Origin of the sequence: Filimonas zeae (assembly GCF_014641615.1) — a bacterium.
In the GTDB taxonomy this organism is placed as follows: domain Bacteria; phylum Bacteroidota; class Bacteroidia; order Chitinophagales; family Chitinophagaceae; genus Filimonas; species Filimonas zeae.
In genome coordinates, this window is record NZ_BMIB01000004.1 from 102,284 (window position 1) to 126,853 (window position 24,570).

The window sequence follows — 24,570 nt, forward strand, 5'->3', positions numbered from 1 at the left end:
CTGTAGAAAGTTTTGGAGGGAAAAATGATAATGCCTTATTTTTCCAAATCGTTCAGCTAAAAATCTACACACTGTTATGAGTTTATTTGCTAAGAAATCGCTCCAGGTGCTATTGGGGCAGGCAGCGGAATCGGAAAAGGGACTGAAACGTACCCTTAGTGCCGGCTCCCTGGTTGCACTGGGTATCGGGGCTATTATTGGTGCTGGTTTGTTTGTAAGAACCGCCGCCGCGGCCGCACAAAATGCAGGGCCTTCTGTTACGTTAGGATTTGTGGTTGCCGCCATTGGATGTGCGCTGGCAGGTTTGTGTTATGCAGAATTATCATCTTCTATACCTATTGCGGGTAGTGCTTATACGTATAGCTACGCCACTATGGGCGAGTTGATTGCCTGGATTATTGGCTGGGATCTGATACTGGAATACGCGGTAGGTGCTGCCACGGTAGGCATTGCCTGGAGCGAATACCTGAATAACTTACTGGTAAATGTGCTGCACTGGAAGGCCATACCGTACGAATGGTGCCACTCGCCCTTTGAACATAACATAGATGGTGTGCATGGTTTAATTAACCTGCCCGCCCTGTTTATTGTATCTGCCTTAACGCTGCTGCTGATAAAAGGCACGCAGGAATCTGCACTGGTAAACGGCATTATTGTAGTAACCAAGGTTGCCATTGTAGTACTCATAATTATTATTGGCTGGCAGTTTATTAACCCTGCCAATCACACACCTTATATTCCACCAACAGGCACCTATACCGATCACCAGGGCATTTCTCACAACTTTGGTGGCATAATGGGTATACTGGGGGCCGCAGGGGTCGTCTTTTTTGCCTTTATCGGGTTTGATGCGGTTAGTACCGCTGCCCAGGAAGCTAAAAACCCCAAGCGCGATATGCCAATAGGCATATTAGGCTCTCTGGCTGTTTGTACCATATTGTATATTCTTTTTGCACACGTACTTACCGGCGTAGCTTCTACCGATGATTTCAGAACTACCGGTAAAGAAGCTTCTGTAGCTTACGCTATCAACACTTATATGCAGGGCTATGGCTGGTTAGGCCAACTCGTAACCATTGCTATTCTGGCAGGTTTTTCTTCTGTAATTCTGGTAATGTTACTGGGTCAGTCGCGCGTGTTTTACTCTATGAGTAAAGACGGCTTACTGCCTAAAACCTTCAGCGCCATTCACCCCAAATACAAAACACCACACAAAGCCAGCCTTTTTGTACTGATACTGGTAGGACTTTTTGCTGCGTTTGTACCGGGTGATGTAGTGGGTGATATGAGTAGTATTGGTACCCTGTTCGCCTTTATGCTGGTATGTGCCGCGGTAATTGTATTACGCAAAACCAATCCGGAACTGAAGCGTGAGTTTAAAACACCACTGGTACCACTGGTTCCTATTTTAGGTATTATTGTGTGTGGCGCTATGATTTTTGGCCTGGGCTGGACCAACTGGCTGCGTTTGATTGGCTGGCTGGCGCTTGGTTTTATTGTATACTTCGGTTACAGTAAAAAGAACAGCATAGTACAAAAAACGCTGAGAGGAGAAAAAACTGACAATGATTAAAACCGTTGCATATTAGAATAGTTTGAAAGGGGCGGCCACAGGTCAGCCCCTTTTTGTTTAAAAAAGGTACACTTACGCATTCATTTGCGGGCTTGCCGGTTAAATAGTAATTTTGCGCACACTCAACACACTGTTGGGCATTATAAGTCAAATAATTTACAAGAGTATATGGGTCGCATATTTGAAGTTCGTAAAGCCACCATGTTTGCCCGTTGGGACCGTATGGCCAAACAATTTACCCGCATAGGGAAGGAAATTGCCATTGCCGTAAAATCCGGCGGCCCTGATCCTACCACTAACCCTGCCTTACGCCGCTGTTTTCAAAACGCCAAAAGCGTAAACATGCCTAAAGACCGTGTAGAAGCGGCTATAAAAAGGGCGCAGGGTAAGGAAATGGAAAACTATGAGGAAATTCTGTATGAAGGATATGCTCCTCACGGTGTAGCACTGCTGGTAGAAACCGCTACCGACAACCACGTAAGAACCGTAGCCAACGTAAAAGCCATTTTTAACAAAGGCGGCGGCAGTTTAGGTAACAGCGGCAGTGTAAGCTTTCAGTTTAAAAAAATGGGCGTATTTAAGCTGAACCCCGCTGGTGTTAGCGCTGACGACCTGGAACTGGAACTGATTGATTTTGGTCTGGAAGAACTGGGTGAAGGCACCGGTGAAAACGGAGAAAACATTCTGGTATTACGCAGCGCTTATACCGACTTTGGTAACCTGCAAAAAGCACTGGAAGACAAAGGTATTGCCACTATCAGCGCGGAACTGGAATGGATACCTTCCACTACTGTTCCTGTTACCGATGCACAGGCTGAAGACATCAGTAAACTGATTGAGCGCCTGGAGCAGGATGATGATGTGAGCAAAGTGTTCCATAACATGGGATAATAATAGTAAAACTGAATAGCAAACAGGCGTCTCATTTCTTTTTGAGACGCCTGTTTGCATTCATACAGTTTCTACAGATCTGATTATAACTATCTGGTGGGACATTCAATCTGCTGCACAAATGCAAGCAGTTGCCGGAGACGGCAAAACAAGTGTCGCGGGCAGGAAAATAGCTGTAGAAAGAGCGCATACAGTTGTTGGCAACAGATAAACAGCTGTTTTACGAGGGAACAAGTTGTATTGCATCCGCAGAACAGGTGTTTACCAGATTCATAAAATGTATTGGCCCCGCAATAAGTTTTATGCTGGTCACAACAGTTATTTATACTCTTCCACCAAACTTATAGAAAAGCAAAACAGCTTTTTTACAAACAACAACGGGACCTGCAAGAAGTCCCGTTATTGTTTGTATGTCACCGATCGGCTATCGTTTCAGTATTTTAAATTCTGTTCTTCTGTTCAGCTGTCTGCCTTCCGGATTATCGCTGCCATCGGGGTTGGTGTTAGGCGCTACCGGCTTGCTGGCACCATAGCCTTTGGCTATGATTCTGTCAGCACTGATGCCCTTGCCAATAATATAGTTAACGCAACTTTGTGCACGTGCCAGTGATAAGCGCTGGTTATACGCCTCACGGCCCTTACCGTCGGTATGGCCACCTATTTCAATTACCATATTAGTATTCGCCTGTAACATGGCTACCAGTCTGTTTAAAGAAGCTTCTGAACCATCCAGCAGTTCTGCTTTGTCATACGCATACAGCACATTCTCCAGTACACCAGAATCTGCAATTTCCGCTACCGGAGGTTGCGGTGTTACCACCGGTTCTTTTACCGGCTCCGGTGCTTTTACTACCGGCGGTGGTGGCAGCTTTCTGGTTACAGCAAGCAACTCCAGGCAGCAGGCGGCAGACCGGTCAGAACTTACCAGGGCCTCTCCCATCCAATCGGAATCTACTGCTTTGGCGGTAAAATAAATATCATCTTTAACAGAGTTTACAGGATAGCCCATGTTTTCAGGCGTTTCAAAGCTTCCCGGCGCACCTTTGCTGGTAAATAAATCAAAGCCGCCCATGCCTACTCTGCCATTAGAGGCAAACACCAGTGTATGTGCCGCTTCATTATAATAGGGCGCATGTTCATCAGCAGCGGTATTAATTTGTTTACCGGCATTAACAGGTTGCCCTGGCTTACCATCTGCCCCTATGGGTGCATACCAGATATCAAAGCCACCTTCGCCACCAGGCTGGTTGCTGGAAAACAGCAGGTAACGACCATCCTTTGTAACAAAAGGTTGTTGCGCGCTGTAACCTTCTTTATTAACAGCGGCAGACAGCAGAACCGGCTGGCTCCAGGTTTCTCCCTGTTTGGTACTGGTATACAGTGCTGCATTTTTAACACCGGTTGCTTTCCAGCGGGTAATGTACAGTGTGTTACCATCGGGGGTAACAGCAGCAGCTCCCTGCTCTGTGCCTTTCAATTCCGGCACAGACGCAATACTGATAGCTTCTTCTTTCACCTTTGCCAGGTACAAACGATTGGTATGGTGGCCATCATTGCTTTCCGGTCTGGTACTGGTAAACAAAAGTGTAGAGGCATCCAGCCATACAGGTGCATAATTAGCCCCATCACTGCTTAATACTCCTGAAGCCTGCTTAACGGTATAATACTGTGCTTCGGGCTTATTCAGTTCTTTTTTTATAAACTGCAGATTCAGCACTTCCCGCTCAGCTGCTTTTTTGTTTTCGTCCTGGGTGGAATAAGCACTTAAAAAAGCAGTAAAAGCTGCTTCCGCTTCATCATACTTACCCAATGCCCTTAACTGCTGTGCCAGATGAAACGTGGCCAGCGGGAATTTTGCTTTATTATTATCCAGTAACTTTTTATACGCTTCCTCTGCCTTGCCAGGATAATTGAGCAAGCGGTAACTTTCTGCCAGCTGCCACTGTGCTTTTTCACGGCTGCTTACCGAGGCATCTTTTTTAGCAGCAGACAACTGAGGCTTATAAGGGTCGAAGCCTTTTTGCAATGCCTTATCGCCTTTGTCTTTATTCAGGTATTTCTCATAGTAATCAGCAGCAGAAGAATAATCTGCCTTTGCAAAATAGTTGTCGCCCGCTTTCAGGTAATCGTACACAAACTGTGCGTTACCCAGCGTAGCAGTGAGGCTGAACAAGCCTGCAATAATATATTTTTTATTCATACAGTTAGGTATGATGAAGGATGAAGGTTTAAAGAAAACAATACTTACAGCCGCGGACACACAAACTCTACCTGTGGCGTTTTGGCTGAACGGATACCCACCACAGATAAGGATATTTCAAAGCTATTAGAAGTACCTGCCAGTTTACTCAGATCAGAGTTGTTAATATCATAGCTGGCCCCCAGCACCCATTGCTTGTGTGTAAAACCAATATAGGGAGAAATGGCATCTTTAAACCGGTAGTTGGCGCCTGCCATAACACTGGTTTCACCACTTACACTGTACTGGCCGTAGGCACCCAGCATTTTTTCTTCCGAGGTACGCTGTTTCAGATACAGGGCATTGGGGGTAAGTGAAAATACATCAGACATCATAATACGTATACCCGCGTGTACGGTGTAGCGAAGCGGAAACTTCTCTTTACCCGAAGCGCTGAATTTATCATCCGGCTGCGATAGGTGTGATACAGAAAAGCCACCATAGAAGTTAGCCTTCTTTCCGGGGGTAGCATCAAAGTACATAACACCTGCACCTGCATCAAAAGCTGCTGCAGAAGTGCGGCTGAAGGTTTCACCAGAAGCAGTATTACCCGAAAAACCGGTAATAGGGTTCCACTGCGAGCCAAAGGTCATTTTGTTGCGGTCAAAACGGCGCTGTATCAAGCCCGCCTGTAAACCCAGATGTAAGCGATGAAAGCCCTCTTTACCAAACTTAACACCCGTATAAGCAACGTTACCATAGGCTGTTGTATACGAATAACCACCATCACCCGCAGTTTGCCTTAACACACTTACACCGGCATTGATGTTTTTGTCTGTGGTAAACTCTGCTGAAAGTCCGCTGGTAGCAAAGGGTTTAGCTACATTGCCCCACTGGCTTCTGTAAATGCCCGAAACACGATAACTGCCATCAAAAGCACCCGTAAGTGCCGGGTTTAACCAGGATGGGTAAATGTAGTATTGCGAAAAATGCGGATCTACCTGTGCCTGCAGCTTTGAAGCTCCCAGCACCAGTAACAGCGACATGCATACTTTGTACTTTTTTCTCATTACAGTAGTTTTTGAAATATATTAATTATCGGATGATGGTTACCGGCCCTGTCAGGGTTCCTATACCTGCACCCAGATTAATTACATAATAATACGTTCCGGAAGGCACATCCTTTCCGTTCATTTTACCATCCCATGGTTTACTATACCCAGTGCTGCGGTATACGTTTTGTCCATACCGGTTGTATACAGTTACTACCGCACCGGTATAGGCATTCAGATAAGGAATTTCCCATACATCATGTATACCATCACCATTGGGTGTAAAAGCATTCGGGGGCACTATATCTCTCAGCAGTTTTACTGACATGGTATCGCTTGCCGTACAACCAAATTCGCCCGTAGCAGTAAGCGTATACAACATATCTTCTTTCACTTTCAGTAACGGCTGTAAAACTGTTGCATTACTTAGCCCTGTAACCGGTAGCCATTGAAACTGATAGTTGCCGGAATTAGCGCTGGCAGTAAACTGCACCTGATCGCCATCTTTTACCATAAAGGAAACACCTGCATCAATAACAGGCTGCTGGTGCACAGTTACCGTACCGGTAGCCGGGTATGAAATACAACCCTGCGCATTTTTCACTACCAGTGTTGCCGTTGCTTTACCGGCAGTGGTATAAGTAGCAGTGGGCGCTTTTGCTACAGAGGTACTACCATTGCCCAGGTTCCAGCTCCATGCAGCTACAGTGCTGCCTGAAGCAGTGCTGGCATCGGTAAATGTAACATTGCCTCCCTGACAAATTTCAGCAGGCGCAACAGTAAACGCAGCTACAGGCCGGCCGGAAAAACGGTTTGCCGTTTGGGAAACTGCATTGCGGCAGCCATAATCAGATGCAGCAGTAAGCTGCACGTTATAGCTGCCCGCAGCAGCATACACATGAGAGGGGTTTACAGCGGTTGAAGTCCCGGTTTCGTCGCCAAAATCCCATCTATAGGAAAGTGTTCCGTTAGAAGGGATAGTACTTTTATTCGTAAACACAGCAGCACCACCCGGCATACATATAGTGTCCGGTGTAAGAAAACCTGCTACCGGTAAAGGTTGTATTACTACCTGTTGTGTAGCCGGCTGGCTTACACAGTTATGACTGCTGGTTGCAGTAAGCGATGCGGTGTAATTACCATACGCTGCATACGTATGCCCAAATGCAGCAGCCGTTGTTTTTTCCGCTTTCGTGGCATCACCAAAACTCCAGCTCCATTTTGTAATTGCATCCGTACCGGTAATAGTAGCGCCCGATGTAAAAGTAGTAGCATCGCCCACGCAGGCGTTGTTATTAAAAGTAAACGCAGCCTGCGGTGTGGGGTACACTTCAATAGTTTGTTTTACAGAATCTATACAGCCCGATTTTGCATTGAACACATACCACAAAGTATGTATACCTGCGCCGGCAACAGATGGTGTAAACATACCATCTGTGCTGGCGCCCGGCCCTTTATAGATGCCTGTACCTGCAACACCGTTGGTAACAGTAGCTTTAGCTATAGTAACCGCAGCCGCATTGGCACACACAGCATCCAGACTATTGTAGGAAAACAGTGGAGCCAGATTGAACTCTGCCTTAATAACGGTATCAGCCGTACAGCCGTTAGAGCTGGTTGCTTGATAGCGTATGGTATACTTGTCGTACTTTTTATAAATATGCGATGGGCTTGCAACAGTAGCCGTATTGGGATTATCCGGCAGGGTGGCATCGGCATCACCAAAATCCCATGCATGGGCCGTAATGGTTTGCCCGTTGGAGGCTGTGCTATTATTGGTAAACACTACCCTCCCATCTTTAGGCAGGCAACCTTCTGGATATACAATATCTATAGCAGGAGCTCCGTAAACCACTATCGTTTTAATAATAGTATCACTTGCACAAAGGGCACCGCGTTTTACTACCAGCTTTACCTTGTACTCCCCGCCTTTTGTATATGTTTCCGGCTTAGTGGTATTGACTGTAGTAGTTTGTGTGTTGCCGTTGCCCGTTACCCATATCCATTGTAACCCACCTGTGCCTTCATACGTAGCAGTACCGGTGTAAGTATAAGTTCCTTTTTCACAAATAGCTGCCGGACTTGCGGTAAAATCTGCTTTAGGCGGTGCATATACTACTATCTTTTTTATAGTATCTGCCACACAGCCTTCTACCGTTACAGCAGAAAGCGCTACCGCCTGCTCTGCCCCTGCGGCAAGTACCTGTTTAACTTCTTTGCCGGTAGCTGTTTTGCTATCCGGAAAGTTCCAGTTCCATGCCTGTAGCGTATACCCATCTATACTCTTATCGGTTCCTGTAAAATAAACAGTATCCAACGCACAGTCAGAGCTGCGCGTGAAAGAGTAATCTGCCTGCGGTTGGGCTTTTACTATAATACGCAGCTTCAGTTCCTCTGAATGATCGCACTTTTCTACTTCCGGACTTTCCAGCACCACAGGCAGATAAAAAGTGTCTGCTGCACTAAACCGGTACGTGCCAGGCAATGAGTATTTGTAATAAACACCTCCGTTTATTTCTACCGTTCCGTCCGGTACGGGTGCATTATCAGTTACATCTGCCGCAGGCGACAACGCAGCAGCAAGCGCACTGGTTTTCCAGATAATTTTTGTGGGTTTGTAAGCTACCAGTGCAAAAATAGACACCGGTGCATTTACACACGTAAAGGCGTTGGGCTGTGTAGAAGCACTTAGCGTGTTACGGATAGAACTTCTGGCATCCAGATTGTAAATGTGCGTTCCTGCGTTATAAGCGTAACTTTCTGCATTTCCCAAACCATAAGTAACCGCTGTAAAAGCAGAATCAGAATATACCAGACACTGACCGGGCGGATCTGCCGGTGGAGGAAAAAATCCTGACCAGCGCCTTACTACCACTGTATAGTCTGCCATGCGTGGATGCACATACGTATATAATTCTGTTGCTGATAAACCTGCCAGTGGCTTTCCGTCTATCCTTAATGAAGATAAGCCGGTTCCTTTATTAGGCACCAGCAATGTAAGATAGTGAGTAAGTATTTTAGCCTGATTGTTTCTGTAAAAGCCTATGCGGTTAATACCCTGATCTACCGGGCTTAAATATATCATATCCGGGTCTGAATTGGGATTACTTCCATTACATGAAGAGGTTCCGCTGCCACCAGGAAGAAACTGCGCCACCATTATAGGCTTATCCGCTTCAATAAGTGCAGGTAGCTTGCTTTCGAAATAATAAAAATTAGTTTTCATGCCAGTCAGCACATTCCCATTCACCTTAACCTGGGTGGCCGGATCGCCCACCAGTACTTTATAGGAGTTAGCTGCCATTACAGTAGGGTTATCTTCTCTGGAGGTGGGTGCCGTAAGATACCTTTTCCCCCATGCATGGGTAGGAAATACCTGCTGCATATCTGCTTCAAGAAAACCATTACCACAGGTCATATTACCTGTAGTGGCACTGGAACCTGAAAAAACTGCAATAGGATAACATTGGCCACTGCCGTTGTCAACAGACTTAAAGCGGGAGCCCGACATTTCAGCACGATCGTTAGCGGGCAAACCTATTTTTTTAGCCAATACCTGATAAATTTCGCCTTCATTTAAGGTGATATAAAAAGGTTTGCCTGCCTCCATGCCTCCATGTGTAGGTACCGTGGGTATAATTTCAACCCTGGTATTATCGTGGCTGGCAATTACATAGGCCCATGAATAATTCAGCGGACGGCCACTCATCTGGTTAGAGTTCAGGGACATATAACTATACCCCCAGGTATCTACCGGCATTAGCATAGCAGCACCTGACGAGCCTGGTGCTATAATATGTGCATAAGCTACAATGGGCGCAGTACTATGGATATGTATACCGTGTTTAGGAAACAACCCCTCACTTCCTCCCAGCCCCGCATCGCGCCACAAACGGCAATCCAGCATACTGGCATCTCTGCCATTAGGCATAGGATCAGATACCTTTACTGTGTTTGCTTCTACATGGTAAGTTCTTGTCCATCCCAGTTTGTTAATGGTTACCGTTACATCTGCCGCCTGCCCCTCCGCGCTGAAATACAGCACAAGATTATCTTCGTTTTTTGCTGCCGGATCAACAGGCGGAGGTGGCGTTTCAAAGTCACTATGATGCCCGTACCCCACCCAGAAGTCAGTACCCATATTGGTAGGCTCCTGTGCTGAAAGTGGGATACAAACACTTATTGCTGATATCAGCGATACTATATAAACAATACTCTTCATTTACCTTATCAGGTTAATCGTACCTTTTTTTGTTTCACGTGTGCCATTTTCCATTAACACATCTGCCACATAAATGTATACGCCCGATGGTTGCGGCTTGCCTTTGTAGCGGCCATCCCATCCATTCATCTGGTTGTTCGATTCAAATACTTTTTCACCCCACTGATTGAATATCAGCAGACGCAGTTGCTTAATGCTGTTGCCATATATTCTGAAATATTCGTTTTCAGCAGGCCCGTTGTTATCAGGTGAGAAAGAGTTAGGAATAAACACCTCCTGCACCATGGTAGTAGCAGACAGCGGTGCAGACTCTGCAGGCATACAACTACCCAGCACACGTACTTTAATAGTTACTGTTTGTGCCAGCTGCAGGCCGGTTACCGTATGAGAAAGCCCCTCGTTACCTGTAGAAGGTGTAACCCAGGTAACACCGTTATCCATACTAATTTCATACCCTGTGGCACCAGCAACAGCATCCCAGGTAAACTGTACAGTAAATGCAGTAATCACGCCTTTTTTAACCACCGGTGCAGGTAACGGTGCTTTAATGTTTACCACTTTTACGGTATCGCCAATACAACCGTTGGCATATACCACACTCAGTTGCACGTTATAGTCGCCTGCCTGCTTATAGGTATGTACGGTATCTTTTTCGTGCGATCCGGCACCTGCATCATTAAAGTCCCACGTCCATCCGGTAACAGCTGCTCCGCTTTCCAGCTCAGCGCTTCCGGCAAACTGTACTTCACTGCCCGCGCACGAACCAACACTTACAAAATTTACCACCGGAGCTCCCACTACGGTTACCGGGAAACGGGTTTCCTGTCTGGAGTCGCAGGCATCAATATCAGGGTGTGTAATAAATGCAGATATATAAAACTCACCTACCGTATCAACACTCACTTCCTGCTCTAATACATATTTGTAATAAGTAACTCCATTTATCACCATCGTATCTGCTGCTTTCGGACTATTCACATGTACATCCCCGGCAGGTGTTATATGTGGCACTTTGCTGAGTTCCCAATCAATAGCAGTAGGCTGAACCGTTGTAAAAAGACTCAGGTTAAACGGTGTACCGGCACAGGTGTAATCGTTACCGTTTCCTCCCTGCGTATGCGTGTTATTTAAAACCACCCGTGTATTCAGGTTAAATACATTGGTACCGGCGTTGTAGCCATAACTCTCAAATTGCCCCATACCATACGTTACACCGGTGAAAGCGCTATCGCATTTTACAAATGCCTGCTTGCGCTCAGCCACCCATCTTACCACTACCACTGAATAGCCTGGCATGTTAGGATGCGGGTAATCATAATCCCATGAATGTACGCCATCAATCATCAGCGACTGAAGCCCTTTGGTAGGCACTACCATAGTCAGATATTGCACATCAATTCTTGCAGAAGTATTTCTGTAAAGCTGTGTTTCTTTAACCCCCTGCTCAATAGAGCTGAGGAAGAACATTTCAGGATCACCTATGTCTTCGGTGTTTCCGCAATGTGGTACCATAGCAGATATTTCAAACTGAGCCACCATTACCGGTTTGTCTGAGGTAATATAATCAGCCGTATTGCTGGCAAATTCGTAATAGCTATTGTTTACCAGATTGGTAAGCGGGTTACCATTTACCAGTACCACGGCAGCAGGATCTTTTACAGAAACTCTATATAAGCTTATCTGCGGTGTTTTTGCATCGTTGTGATGCGAAAGCGGTGCAGTAAGATATCGTTTACCCCACGCCTGGTAAGGGAAGTTTTGCTGAAACAGGTTATCGCCTGTACCACCATTGCCGGTTAAGCTACAATCAAAACCGGTAAGGCTGCTTCCGGAGAATACGGCAATGGGCCAGCATTTACCATTTTCATTTTTAACTGAACGGAATTTAGTACCGGTTAAATCATAAGCTTCCCCTACAATATTATCTATGGCACCCATTAACTGATAAGTTTCTCCCTTCATCAAAATCACCGTAAACGGTACACCAGCCGGGCGGTTACCCTGCGTTTTAACAGAAGGAGTAATTTCTACCACCGTGCTGTCGTACGCAGCTACCACACTTGCAACAGAGTAGTTAAGGCCGGTAGTATTATTGGTTTGTCTTCCGGTAAGCGCATAATATTCATACCCATAAGTACCCACCGGCATAAGCATGGTGGCTCCTGATATAAATCTATTATAAATATGAGCGTAAGCTGCAACAGGCACATCGCTCTGAATACTGATACCTCTCTCGCTCCATCCTTCTTTCAGCAACCTTGCATCAAAAAGGCCGGACTTAGGAATGGCATCTGTAGTTATGGCACCAAATGCCGGAACAGTATAACGCTTCATCCACGATGTTCCATTCACCCGTATGGTTACATGAGCTTCTTTTTCACCTGCACCCAGGTAAAGCATCATATCCTGATCGTTGTTACTATAAAACGATTGGGTATTAGCATAAGGCACCCAGAACATGGTACCCCGGTTGCTGCTGTCGCGGAAACCAATTACCACCGGGTTGGTTGGCGCTTCTTTACCATCTGTAAGGCCGGTAAATTTAGCCAGCAGGCCAATACCAATATCAGCAATAGAATTAGCTACTGTATCCAGGCGGCTTCTGGACGAAATATCCCATCCGGATGAAGTATTAGACTTACCCAGCTTAATCATATTTTCTTTAGGAATCAATCCTCTCCAGGAGTTTACATAAAACTGTTTTACCCCAAAGTCTTTAGGTGCTGTACCCGTATAAGTAAAGTTGGTATAGAAGTACATAAACGGCTGGTTAGGCTGTAAACCTTCGGGGCTTACGCCAGAGTAGCGTTTACCTTCAACAGCCGTTGGTACTATACTTCCCCACGTAATCTGGGTAACGGTATCAGTACCCAGCATAAAAGTCTGCACCTTATTAGGTTCCGGCACAACAGGTATTGCCGTAAGCGCTACTGGTGTGGTAGCAGGGGTAAATTCGTAAGCACCCAGGTCTGGCACGCCGGTTTCAAAAGTAACCGGGCGCTTTGTTCCGTTAATATCCACACTGTCTTCCGTAATCTGCGCACCACGGCCGTGCATAGCCCACACCTCCGGTTTAGCCACATCCGGCTTCAGTGTTATATTATCTGCAAAAGAAGGTTTGTATACTATAGAACTGTAATCCCAGTTACTTCTGTCCTGCCACTCCTTCAACGTAGCCACATTACCACTTGCAGTAGAAATAAGATCGGCTCCGCTGCTATAGTACATATTATAATCACTTCTGTTGGCATTGGAATTAAACATTCTCATAGCCAGTCCCCCACCGGTATTAGCCAGTACGTTATTGTAAAGTCCCGTTCCACCGTTTCTGTCATTACCATCACCAATAAAGGCAGCAGTACTGGCAGGGCTTTGCGATTCAATCAATACAGAGTTGTTATAATAATTAACGCCACCGGATGCACCAACACTATAAATACCATACCCATTACCGCTGGTGGCAATTACCACTACGTTGTTCATGGCGGTAAAATTGGCTGCACTGGTGTATGCCCTTACGCCATATATATCACCGGTATTGGAAGCATCTGCATGAATGATGTTTCCGGAAATACTTCCTCTTGCGTCTATGCCTCCGGTGTTAAGAAACACCTGAATAGCAGCGCCGGAGGTAGCCGTACCGGTAATAGTAATCTTATTCTTATCTACACGGGTTGCACTATCGCATTTCTGCAGATGAATGCCGTAGCCATACACATTCTGAATACCGCTTCTGGTAATGGTATTTCCACTTACAGAAACACGAATCAGATTTCTGGCATAAATACTATACCAATAGCCGCCACTTACGTTGTTGCTATCCACTACAAAGTCTTGTGCAAAAGGTTCTGCACCTTCCAGGTAAACACCTGCCATACCGTTGCTGATAGTGTTTTTGGTAACCACCAGCCTATTGCCCAGCAACTCCTTACCATAAATACCCACTACATTATCAGATGTATTTTGTACTGCCGGCAATGGTATAGTACAGCCTGTTATACTATCGTTTGCAGAGCCTCCGGTAATTACCACTGCTCTTGCATAATCAGCACCTATTGGTTTAATAGTAATATTTTTAAATATTATGAAGCTGGTAGTATCCAGTTTTACCACATAGTTACTGTCAATAGTACAGCTATCGGTAAGCACCACAGAAGCAGCTGCATTATCCCTGCTCTGGAAGGTAACGGTGGTTCCGGCACCTGTGCCCGGTATTGCCGGCACGCGCACCCGCTCTTCATAAAAACCGGGTGCTACCAATACCCTTACACTTCCATTAATACCACATAACATGGCAGAAACGGCTTCGTTAAAAGAAAGGAAGTTTCTGTTACCGGAAGGTAAAGATGGATCAATGGTATAATCACCTGCATCCAGCCCGCCCGTTACCGTTAATGCCACCGCATCAGAATAAGTAATACCTGTACCACACACCACTGCCGCACGGAAGTAGGCCTGTTTTTCATTTACCTGATACACATAATCAGGTAAAGACAAGGAGTCTGTAATATTTACCCACGGGCCAGCCGCCAACGCAGCACGTTGCCACACATACTTCTGGCTTCCACCGGTGCTGTTACCGGTAAGCGTAAGGGTTACAGTACCACCCATACAGGAAAGCGTAGCTGGCGTAATAGCAGAAGTACCTGCTACCGGCGGAGCTGTACACGGAGCGGCGCTGGATTCGTAGGCACCCAGATCGGGCGTTGTTGCACTTCGCACCGCCTTATAAATATCAGCAGTAACGCCAACAGGTGTACCCGTATTATCCAGTTCCGTTAAGGTTGAATTGTATTTACCATTGGCAGTATCTGCATAAGCAGGATACATACTTACCGAATTTTTATCTGTATTGGAGTTAGCTATACCCTGCCAATCGGCAAGCGTTTTCTTTGCTCCACCAAAATAACCAACCGATCTGTTGGTTCCAGGCTCAACCCAAATATTGTTAAAGTCTGATATAAAAGAGGCAGAAGACGGGAAATACATAGCATATCTTACACCCGTTCCACTACGGGAAACAGACACAATGTTATTTCTGACGTCTACATTAGAAGCTGCTGAACTCATGTATATGCCATAAGCAGCTGTTGTACCGGCAAAGGTTTTATTATCCAGTGAAATGGTGTTATGATAGTAACGCACGTTGCCTGCATTACTGTTGTAAATACCATATTCCGCACCGGAGCCGTTAAACTTGTAAATCAGGTTATTAGAAACGATAGCCGGTGTAAGTGTTGCTGCTGTAGTAGTACTGAAATAAATACCATACGCAGCTGACGAAGATGCAGTGTTACCGCCTGCAGATGTATGTATTCTGTTGCCATTAATACGCAATCCATGGTTCATAGAAACCGGATAAGAACTAGAGCCACTGGCATAGATACCATAGAAGGTACCTATTGTTTTTCTGGTTGGCCTGCTGATGATATTACTGTCAATTACCGGATATACCGAAGCAGCTGTGTAAATACCGTAAGAATATACATCGGAAATAGTGTTACCTATAAAACGGTTATTGGCTACAGCCCCATAGATAGACCCCTGCATACTCATACCACAATAGCCACCAATGATGGTATTGTTCTCAAACAGGTTATTGCCATTATAAAAATCCTGGGTGTAAGAAGTACTTGTTGGGCTGCTTGCGCTGCTACCTACTATTACCCCGTTATAAGAAGAAGAGGAAGAGGTTTGCGGAATAAGAATAGTACACTTACGGAAGGTATTGTTATTAGCCTGATTGCCAACCCATACCCCAACACCGTAATAACCGGTACCCATGGCACTAATTACCAGACTGTCAAACGTTACATAGTCAGTCTTATTCATGGCAATAACTGCTGGTGCATCATAATCTTCAGAAGAATACACAAGAGTATCGCCATTGCCTTTGAAGGTAACGGTGTTAATAGCAGAAGCGCCTACAATAGTATCCAGCAGTAACTGCTCGTTATAAGCGGTGCCACCCGGCAACACGTTAAACACAACCGGACCTTTAATACCACAAGCCATTGCAGCCTTTGCTTCATTAAAGCTTTTGAAATCGCCGGTACCATTCTTATCAATAGTGTAAATACCCGCAGGTAGCATAGCCCCCACGCTAAAGGTAACCGGCTGCGTATAGCTGGTAACACCGTTACACGTTACGGCCGCACGGTAGTAGATGGTATTTACGTCTGGTGTAAAATAGTAGGTAGGCGTTTTCTGTGCTGCACTCACCGCACCAAAACCACCTGTGGCACTGGTGGATGCTTCCCACTGATAGGTTTGTCCACCACCAGTGGAATTGCCACTCAGGTTCAGTTCCATTTTAGTGCCTTCACAAATTTCGGTATTGCTGGGTACAGCCGTTCCTGCTGTTACAGCACCGGAACAAGGCTCGGCAATAAATTCAAAGGCGCCTATGTCAGGGTTGGTAGCATCTCTTTCCACACCGTTAACATCTATGGCCACAGCCACCGGTAAACCGGTATTGTCAATAGCGCCATTTTTAGGCTGCAGATTACCTGCTGCCAGGTTCTGATACACCGGGTCTACAGAGGTAGAATGCGCATCATTGCCATTCAACTGAATATTGGCTACACTTTTACGGTTTGCACCAGCCAGATAAGCCACGTTAGCATTGGTAGTCTCTGATTGTATAAAGAAGTTGTTGTAATCTGAAATAAACACCGTTCCGGGCGTAGCCAGATACATGCCGTATTTTTTACCATCACCACTACGGTTTACCGTAACAATATTGTTCCGGAACAAGATACCTACCGCCTGACCGCTTTGGTACAACCCACAAGCATCGTAAGAGCCACTTCCATCTATATGAACCGTATTGTGATAATACCAGGCATAATCTGAACTTGAATTATATAAACCATATACAGCGCCTGCACCGTTCGTATTATAAATAACGTTGTTGGCAATTATATTAGCTGTACCTGAAGAGGCGTCTGCATTATTTAACTGGATACCGTAAAAATCTTCTGTTGAAGAAGCCTCACCTCCAAATCCGTTAAAAATTCGGTTACGGGTAATAGTGCTGGCTACGTGGTTGTTATTCAGGTATATTCCATTAAACACACCTACACCGGCGCGCGTAGGCCTGCTAAAATAGTTGCTGTCTATTACCAGCTGCGCTGCAAAAGAACTGTTTACACCTGAGTGTAAAAAGTTTATGAACTGATTGCCGCGTATAACGTTGCGCCTGTTAGGTGAGGAAGAAGAACCGGCAAGCACAATACCATAATACCCGCCTACAACAGTGTTGTATTCAAAAATGTTTCCGTCCGCATTAGCCTCACCAAAGCCCGGGTTAATATTTCCAGGTCCGTTAACAACAATGGCTGAATATCCCCAATCGAACAAGCCCATAGCGGTATCTGAATATATAGCACAACGGCGGATGATATTGGAGTCTGCATCATTAGTTAAATGTACGCCGTAAGCATACCGGCCTGTTCCCGAAGCAGTGGCCTTGATAATAAGACTATCTATAATTAAATGATCGGTTCCATTCAGTTTTACGGTAGCTCTTTCAAATGCATTGTCAGATGCAAACTCAAGCGTATTACCGTTACCCAGGAAGGTAATGGTATTAATGGCAGACATGCCGGGCACAGGGCTGGTAATTAACTGCTCCACATAAGGTCCCGAACCTGGCACCACATTAAATTGCACCGGACCCGTTATACCACATTTTACCGCATTCCAGGCCTCACTGAACGATTGAAAGTTTTTACCCCCGGTGGCAACGGCTTTATTAATTGTATATAGGCCTGATATAGGGTACTGTGTTTGAATAAACACCTTATCAGAAGGGGTACTGCCGGCACCACAGGTAGCTACCATACGGTACCAGGTATCTGCAGTTTGCGTTACTACTGCTTCTTTAGCAGTTGCAGAAGCTATATTATTCCAACTGGTACCATCTGCAGATGACTGCCATTGATAGCTGATACCATCTCCCAGTTCACCACCCGAAACTGTAAGCGAAGCAGACGCTGCGGAACAAACGGGGTTTTGCAACACAGTAATTGTTCCGGCAGCCGGCGGACTGCTACACACCAGGTGTGCAAACTCATAAGCACCTATATCCGGTGTAGAGCTACTACGTGCAATTACATCAAAATCTTCTGTTACCCCTACATCGGTTCCTTTATTATCCAGCAGCTGATTATTGGGCTTATAATTATCCTCCTTTGCATTCAGGAACATCGGATCCATCAGTACAGTGGCAAGATCGTTTCCTGTTTTGGTTTGCCAGGCAGCCAGGCTTTGCTGACCGCTACCTGCAAAACCTACAAAATAAGAGGCATCGGGCAATAAAAACAGATCGTTGTAATCGCTGTTACAGAGAATAGCTTCTGTTCTTTTGTAAATACCATATTTAAAACCCGCCCCCCCTCTTTGTATGCTTACAATATTATTTTTAAACTCCACCCCTGTTACTTCAGCGTTAAGAAACAAACCCGCTGAAGGCTGGGTAGAAGTCTGGGTTACGGTATTGTCAAAAGAAATGGTATTATGATAGTATGATACATAGTCTGAAGAGCCATTGTATAATGCCACCACCTGACCAGTGCTGTTGAAATTATAAAACAGATTATTAAACACTCTGTTAGGGTTGGCAGCATCGGCATCGCAACCACTGAAATAAATACCATATAGCATGGCGCCATTGGTTTTATCTCCCCCACTGAGATTAAAAATGCGGTTATCTCTGATTACTAAACCATAGTTATCAGAGGTAAATTCCATAGCATAAAAGTTGCCAAATACCGTACGCTTAGGCCGGGATATTTTATTACCGCTGATAAGGGCTTGAGATGTAACTCCTACAGATATACCTCTCAATTGCGCATCACGTATATCATTGTTAATTACCTGGGTTCTGTCCGCCTGGCCGGTAATGCCAATACCTAAACTGCCTCCTGTAATAAGGTTACCCTCCAGAATATTGTCATCACAATAACTTCCTCTCCAGTCATGATTATCTGCAGAACCACTGATAAGGATACCCATGTAACCACTAAAGTTGGAGTTTACACCAGCATTGATGGTACAGTGGCGTATAATATTTTTATCTGCATCGTTGGTTAATGTAACCCCTATGCCTGACTGCCCTGTAGTGGCATCTATTTTCAGGCTGTCGATGATAATATGATCTGCACCATCCAGTTTTATAATATGCCGGTTATCATAGTACCCCGTGCCGTTGTATGAAATGGTATTACCATTACCATTAAACGTAACGGTATTTATGTCAGAAGTACCTCTTAGCTGCGGTATAGTTATTTGCTCTTTATAAGTTGCATCCGTAGTAGTTACATTAAAAACAACCGGCCCTGTAATACAGGAAGTGGTAAGCTTTTCTACAGCCTCTGTAAACGATGCAAAGGTGCGGCCACCAGAAGTTACACCGGAATTAATAGTGTATATCCCCGACATTTCAGGCCTTGTTTGTACAGTTATTGTATCAGAAAAAGGCGAAAACGTGCCATTGTAAATACACATAGCTGCAATTCTGTAATAACTGATACCAGCTACAGCATTTGTATTTATGGGTGAATTGGCAGGATCAAGCGAGGTGGGCCCGGCCGGTGTGTAAGGTCCGTTTAAATTATCTGCCCGCTGTATAAAAAACATAATAGAAGGATCAGTAGTATTATGATCCAACGAAAACGTAATGGGGCTGCCGGCACATAAGTTAGAAATGTCGCTTACTTTAATTTTCCCAACCTCAACAGTGCCGCAAGCTGGTTGCGCATGGCCGGTTATTGCGTAAAGACACAACAGTATTGCCAATAAAAATTGCCTACAAACGAACAGTCGTAAGTACTTCCTCTTCATGAGAATGCAGTTAGTTTAGAGATTTTCTGTATCAGCGACAGCAGTTCAGTTCCGGGATAAATAGTCGCTTTATTACCGTTCTAAAGGTATTTATATAGAGTTTGTAAATTCGTGTGTAAAAATATTCAATTTAAAAAATAGCTATTTCTAGCTATAAAATGGCTAATTTGGGGGACAAGAAAACCACTATAATCACCTTTTCCTTAGAAAAAATGCCTGCTATGCCGTAGAAAAGTAATATTGAACTAATTGCTGATAAAATGAGCTTTATGCAAAAGTACCAACTGACTGCCCGTAAGAGATACCGGAACTGCGGTACTTTGCTGCTTATGCTATTGGCATTCCCGTCTTTTTTTCTACAGGCCCAGCTTATTTCAGATACAGAACATGATGGTTTACAGGATACGGCAGTTATTCAACGCCTTATTCAGGCAGGCAGAAATTTAAAACACGCTCATCCAGACAGTTCCCTTTATTATTATCAAAAAGCATTACATGCCAGCTACGGTGCCAATTACGGGGAAGGTGTGGTAAGTTCTTTGTTTGAGATCAGCAGATGGTATTATAGCAGTAACATACAGTTAAGCCTGCAACACGCAGCAGCAGCATTAAAGGAGTATCAAAAGCAACACCTTAGCAATAATACACTTAAATCTCAGGTATATCTGTCTCTTGCTAAAGGCTATGAAACCACCGCTGTAATGGACTCAGCTGCCTATTATTACTACTACCTCAACGAGGAAGTAGATAAAGGCAGAATTAAAGACCCTTATTTTGAACTGTCGTTATATACCACATTAGCACTATTCTGGCTCAACAACAGCAATGATATTGATGTAGAATATGCACGTCCGCTCAAAAATTTTATAGACAAGGCAAAGGTAACTTTATCCCATCTGCCCGCCAACGCTACCACCGATGCGGGTTTTTATCAGCTGCAAGCCATTTATTATTGCAGCATAGCCAACTACGATTCTGCACGTTTTTTCTTCCGGAAGCACATAGAGCTATGTGAAAAAACAGTTCCTATGCCTTCCAACCTTCCTTCTATTTACCTGAACCTTGGCAACACTTATATTATGGAAAACAGGCCCGCAGAGGCTATTCCTTATATACACAAGGTAAAAAGCATGTATAAAGGCATGCCTTCGCAGGAGCGCTATTATATTACCGCCAACCTGCAGCTGGCAAACGCTTATTATCAGCAAAAACGTTATGCCGCCTGCCTTGCCATACTGGATAGTACCTGGAAACAGTTCAAAATCAACTATTTGAATAAAGACATTATTGATGCCTATAAAATATATGGCGATTCATATGAAGCGCTGGGTATGAAAGAACAGGCTATTGCCTATAAAAATACTTATATCACGCTGTACGACAGCTTTGTAAAGAAAGACAAGCTGAATACCATGTATAAAATGGAAAGCCGGTATCGCCTGTCTGAAAAAGATAAGAAGCTGGCAGAGCAAAACCTGACTATTTCCCGCGCAGAAAACGACGCACGTAGAAAGAATTTCTGGGTAGTTGCCATTTCATTTGTTACTGTGGTTGTTTTCCTGGTGTTTTTATTATGGCTTCGTAACAGCCGGCACAAACAACGCCTGCAGGCTATCAGTTTTGAAAAGCAAATGGAAATAAGCAGGCTTAGTTACAGCATTCAGGGCGAAGAAAAAGAACGTAAACGCATTGCAGCAGAATTGCATGATGGTGTGGTAGGTCTGCTGGTAGCCGCCAGAATTAACCTGGACCTGGTAAAAAAAGAATACCACTTTAATAACGAATCTAACTTTATGGAGGGGCTACAGTTGATTGATCAGGCAGCCTCTGACTTACGGAAAACCGCGCATAATATGATGCCGGAAATACTGATGCAGGACGGTTTACTGAAAGCATTGGAACAATTCTGCAACAGCATTGCTGCCAGCAATACCACCAGTATTTACTTTGAAATAATAGGCACTCCGGTTAAACTGAAGGCCTCGCTGGAACTGGCACTTTACCGCATTGTACAGGAATTGGTACAGAATATTATAAAACACGCCCGAGCCACAGAAGCATTTATACAGGTAAGCTTTTTTGAAAGCGAACTAACTATTACCGTAGAAGACAATGGCGTAGGCATGGATATCAATGCATCCGGCAAAGGAATTGGCATTAAAAATATCTATGACAGGGTAAAAGCCATTAACGGAAAAATTTTTATAGAAAGCAGTAATACAAAAGGAACGGCTATTTACATTAATTTAGACCTGCATAAGGAAAATCTGGAAACGGTATGATTAAGATTAGCATGGCCGACGATCACAATATTGTATTAAATGGTCTTCAGAAAATTGTGGCGGAGGAACCGGATATAGTTATCGCAGGCATGTATACAGATGGTGACACACTGCTTAATGATTTAATTTTTAACAAGCCCGATATTCTGGTACTTGACATTCAGATGCCTGGTAAAAACGGCATAGAGCTGGCAACTATTATACGCAAAAAATTTCCGGCCATTAAAATTATAGTGCTGTCCAGCGTAGAAGTATTGGCACAGGTAAAGAAAATGCTGCAATTAGGCTGTATGGGCTACCTGCTTAAAAATATTAACGCAGCTACTTTTATTACTGCTATACGCACTGTATATGCAAATGAGCAGTTTATACATGAAGATTTAAGAAAACACCTGGTGAACAACCTTTTCACCCCTGCACACTTTGTAAAAGTTACCAGACGTGAAAAGGAAATTCTGCAGATGATTGCCCAGGAAATGACCACTCAGGAAATTGCAGATAAATTATTTTTAAGCACACACACCATTGTAAACCATCGCAATAACCTGCTGCAAAAATTCAATGTAAAAAATACAGCAGGTCTTATGCTGAAAGCTATGGAAGAAGGGCTGCTTTAGTTTTTCACAAAAACCATAGCACTTCTGTCAGCCTTATACATGTCAGCATAAAACTTTGCCAGTGCCTTGTAATCGCTTGCCGGGTAGCGACCTGCCGTTCTTTCACAGCTTCTCACTACCTGTATACGATTGCCTGTATAAACAAACGCTATAGCATATTTGCCAAATCTGGTTTCAATAGACACATTCTTTGGCAGCGCCTCTGCCGTGTATCCTTCGGGAATAGCAATATCAATAGAGTCTACCTCTATATCAGAATAGGAATATTTTATTTCAAACTTCCGGGGTTTATCTGTAGAAAACTTAGACCGTGTTTTGTTAAAAAGATTGGGAGTAATGAATAAGCGTTTTCCCGAAACAGAAGCATAAGCAGCAGATTCTACATGCAGGCTTTCAGTAATTAATGGTAAACCCGCAGCACCTTTATTTTCTGCATAATCAATCTTATCTACCTTATATGTTGGCAAGCCTAACGCGTTATTCAAATATCTTTCTCTTTGCTCCTTATTTACCCGGTGTATAAGATCATGAGGTTCTTCCTGACGGATACCTGTAAATATAGTATGCACATCCGCCACCAGATTACCTTCTCCATCTAAACGGGCAACTATCTTCCTGTGCTGGCTATTATCTGCCGCGGTATATCTGGGCGTCCATACAACATGCCCACCATCATTATCAATCAGCAGTGCCTGCCTGTCTCCCGTAAAACTTCCCATATAGCCTGCACTAACCGTATTACTGGTACATTCCAACCATATACTGTCTTTGTTATTGGGTACGCAAAGAATAGCATGCGAAAAGTAAGGAGCCGGAAAATCTTCCCATAAACCTCTTTCCCCATACCCTGAGTTTATCAGCACGTAGTTAGAAACTACCCCTGCTTCTTTTAAAAGGCTTTTCATATAATTAGATAAGGCCTTGCAATCACCATATTTTTTCTGCGCCACATAGGCAGCATCAAATGGTTGCCAGCTGCCAATGCCCACCTGAATACTTATATAACGTGTATTTTTTTGCAGATACTCATATAACAGTCTTACCTTCTCCCGCTGATCGGTAACGTTATCTGTTAGTGCATGTACCTCTTTTTTAACAGCATCGGGCAACACATCTCTTCCCTCATTCAGCGTGGCGATAAACTTACCCAGGTTTTGCCAGCTGCTCATATTACCGGTGTAACCACCCACTTCAAAATCAACAGGAGCCACCTGAACGGAACAGGTAAGTTCTTCCCAGTCAGGCTGCAAAGGTTCAGATTGAAGAGCAAGAATATTATTCACCTCCCATTTATAAGTTTTTACCTTACCATCGTCAGTAACTACAGGCCCGCCTGGGTAGTTAAACTGCTTATGCCTGAGTACATAACCAGGCACTGTTTCTACCACAAACGTGCTGTGCTGAACAGACAACTCATCATCATCAACAGGCCGCCAGCCGGGTAGAAAAAAAACGCCATCCATAGTTACTTCATCCTGATACTCCACCGTATAAGGATATTGCCTGTAATAAAAGCTATGCATCTTATAACGATTATCTGTTACCAGACTTATGTCATCATCCAGTGAAGCATCTGCAATGTCTTTTTTCCTTACCGTTTTCAGCTTCTTACCCAAAGCATCATACAGTGTACCGGAGATATCACTAAGCGTGTGCAGCTTGTCATAACTATTCCGGTAAATGGCATGTATATCACCACTTTCATTAAAAACAGTAACAACATATCTCTTATATAACACCGCCTTGCCCGGTCCCTTAATAACCAGTCTTTTTTCCTCAAAACGTTTTACCGCATTGGCATTCAGTTTTAAAGAATCAGGAATAGATGCAACATTGTAATCCTGTGCCCAAAGCAACAGAGGCACCTGCAACAAAATAAAAAAAGCTATACGCATCTGCATTACCCTA

Annotated in this window: 9 protein-coding genes; 4 read left to right on the plus strand and 5 right to left on the minus strand. The window is 44.3% G+C overall.

Annotation, left to right across the window (positions count from 1 at the left end; translation table 11 throughout):
* Window positions 1–76 precede the first annotated feature (76 nt).
* Window positions 77–1,573 (plus strand): amino acid permease, encoded by a 1,497-nt coding sequence (locus IEY13_RS19185; RefSeq protein WP_188955223.1) that lies wholly within the window; start codon window positions 77–79, stop codon window positions 1,571–1,573.
* A gap of 168 nt (window positions 1,574–1,741) precedes the next feature.
* On the plus strand, window positions 1,742–2,464 hold the full coding sequence (locus tag IEY13_RS19190; RefSeq protein ID WP_188955225.1) for a YebC/PmpR family DNA-binding transcriptional regulator: 723 nt from the start codon (window positions 1,742–1,744) through the stop codon (window positions 2,462–2,464).
* A 424-nt stretch (window positions 2,465–2,888) separates the two neighbouring features.
* Here the strand turns inward: IEY13_RS19190 and IEY13_RS19195 are convergent, their stop codons facing one another.
* The 4 genes from IEY13_RS19195 to IEY13_RS19210 are packed head-to-tail and all read right to left on the minus strand — an operon-like array spanning window position 2,889 to window position 19,361.
* Window positions 2,889–4,664: an OmpA family protein gene (locus IEY13_RS19195; protein WP_188955227.1), complete on the minus strand. Its 1,776-nt coding sequence runs from the start codon at window positions 4,662–4,664 to the stop codon at window positions 2,889–2,891.
* Between the two features lie 44 nt (window positions 4,665–4,708).
* On the minus strand, window positions 4,709–5,713 hold the full coding sequence (locus IEY13_RS19200; RefSeq protein ID WP_188955229.1) for a PorP/SprF family type IX secretion system membrane protein: 1,005 nt from the start codon (window positions 5,711–5,713) through the stop codon (window positions 4,709–4,711).
* A gap of 25 nt (window positions 5,714–5,738) precedes the next feature.
* A complete protein-coding gene (locus tag IEY13_RS19205; RefSeq protein WP_188955231.1) occupies window positions 5,739–9,917 on the minus strand; it encodes a gliding motility-associated C-terminal domain-containing protein in 4,179 nt (1,392 codons plus the stop codon).
* Entirely contained in the window at window positions 9,918–19,361 is a 9,444-nt protein-coding gene (locus IEY13_RS19210; RefSeq protein ID WP_188955233.1) for a DUF8696 domain-containing protein, read from the minus strand.
* A gap of 671 nt (window positions 19,362–20,032) precedes the next feature.
* On the opposite strand from IEY13_RS19210, the gene IEY13_RS19215 reads away from it, so the two are divergent.
* The gene (locus tag IEY13_RS19215) at window positions 20,033–22,045 is read left to right on the plus strand and encodes an ATP-binding protein (protein ID WP_188955235.1); all 2,013 of its coding nucleotides are present in this window, start codon (window positions 20,033–20,035) and stop codon (window positions 22,043–22,045) included.
* Window positions 22,042–22,662 (plus strand): response regulator transcription factor, encoded by a 621-nt coding sequence (locus IEY13_RS19220; protein WP_188955237.1) that lies wholly within the window; start codon window positions 22,042–22,044, stop codon window positions 22,660–22,662. Before IEY13_RS19215 ends, IEY13_RS19220 begins: the two co-directional genes overlap by 4 nt.
* On the opposite strand, the gene IEY13_RS19225 is transcribed toward IEY13_RS19220, so the two are convergent.
* A complete protein-coding gene (locus IEY13_RS19225) occupies window positions 22,659–24,563 on the minus strand; it encodes a DUF3858 domain-containing protein (RefSeq protein WP_188955240.1) in 1,905 nt (634 codons plus the stop codon). The two genes, IEY13_RS19220 and IEY13_RS19225, sit on opposite strands and share 4 nt — an antisense overlap.
* Window positions 24,564–24,570 lie beyond the last annotated feature (7 nt).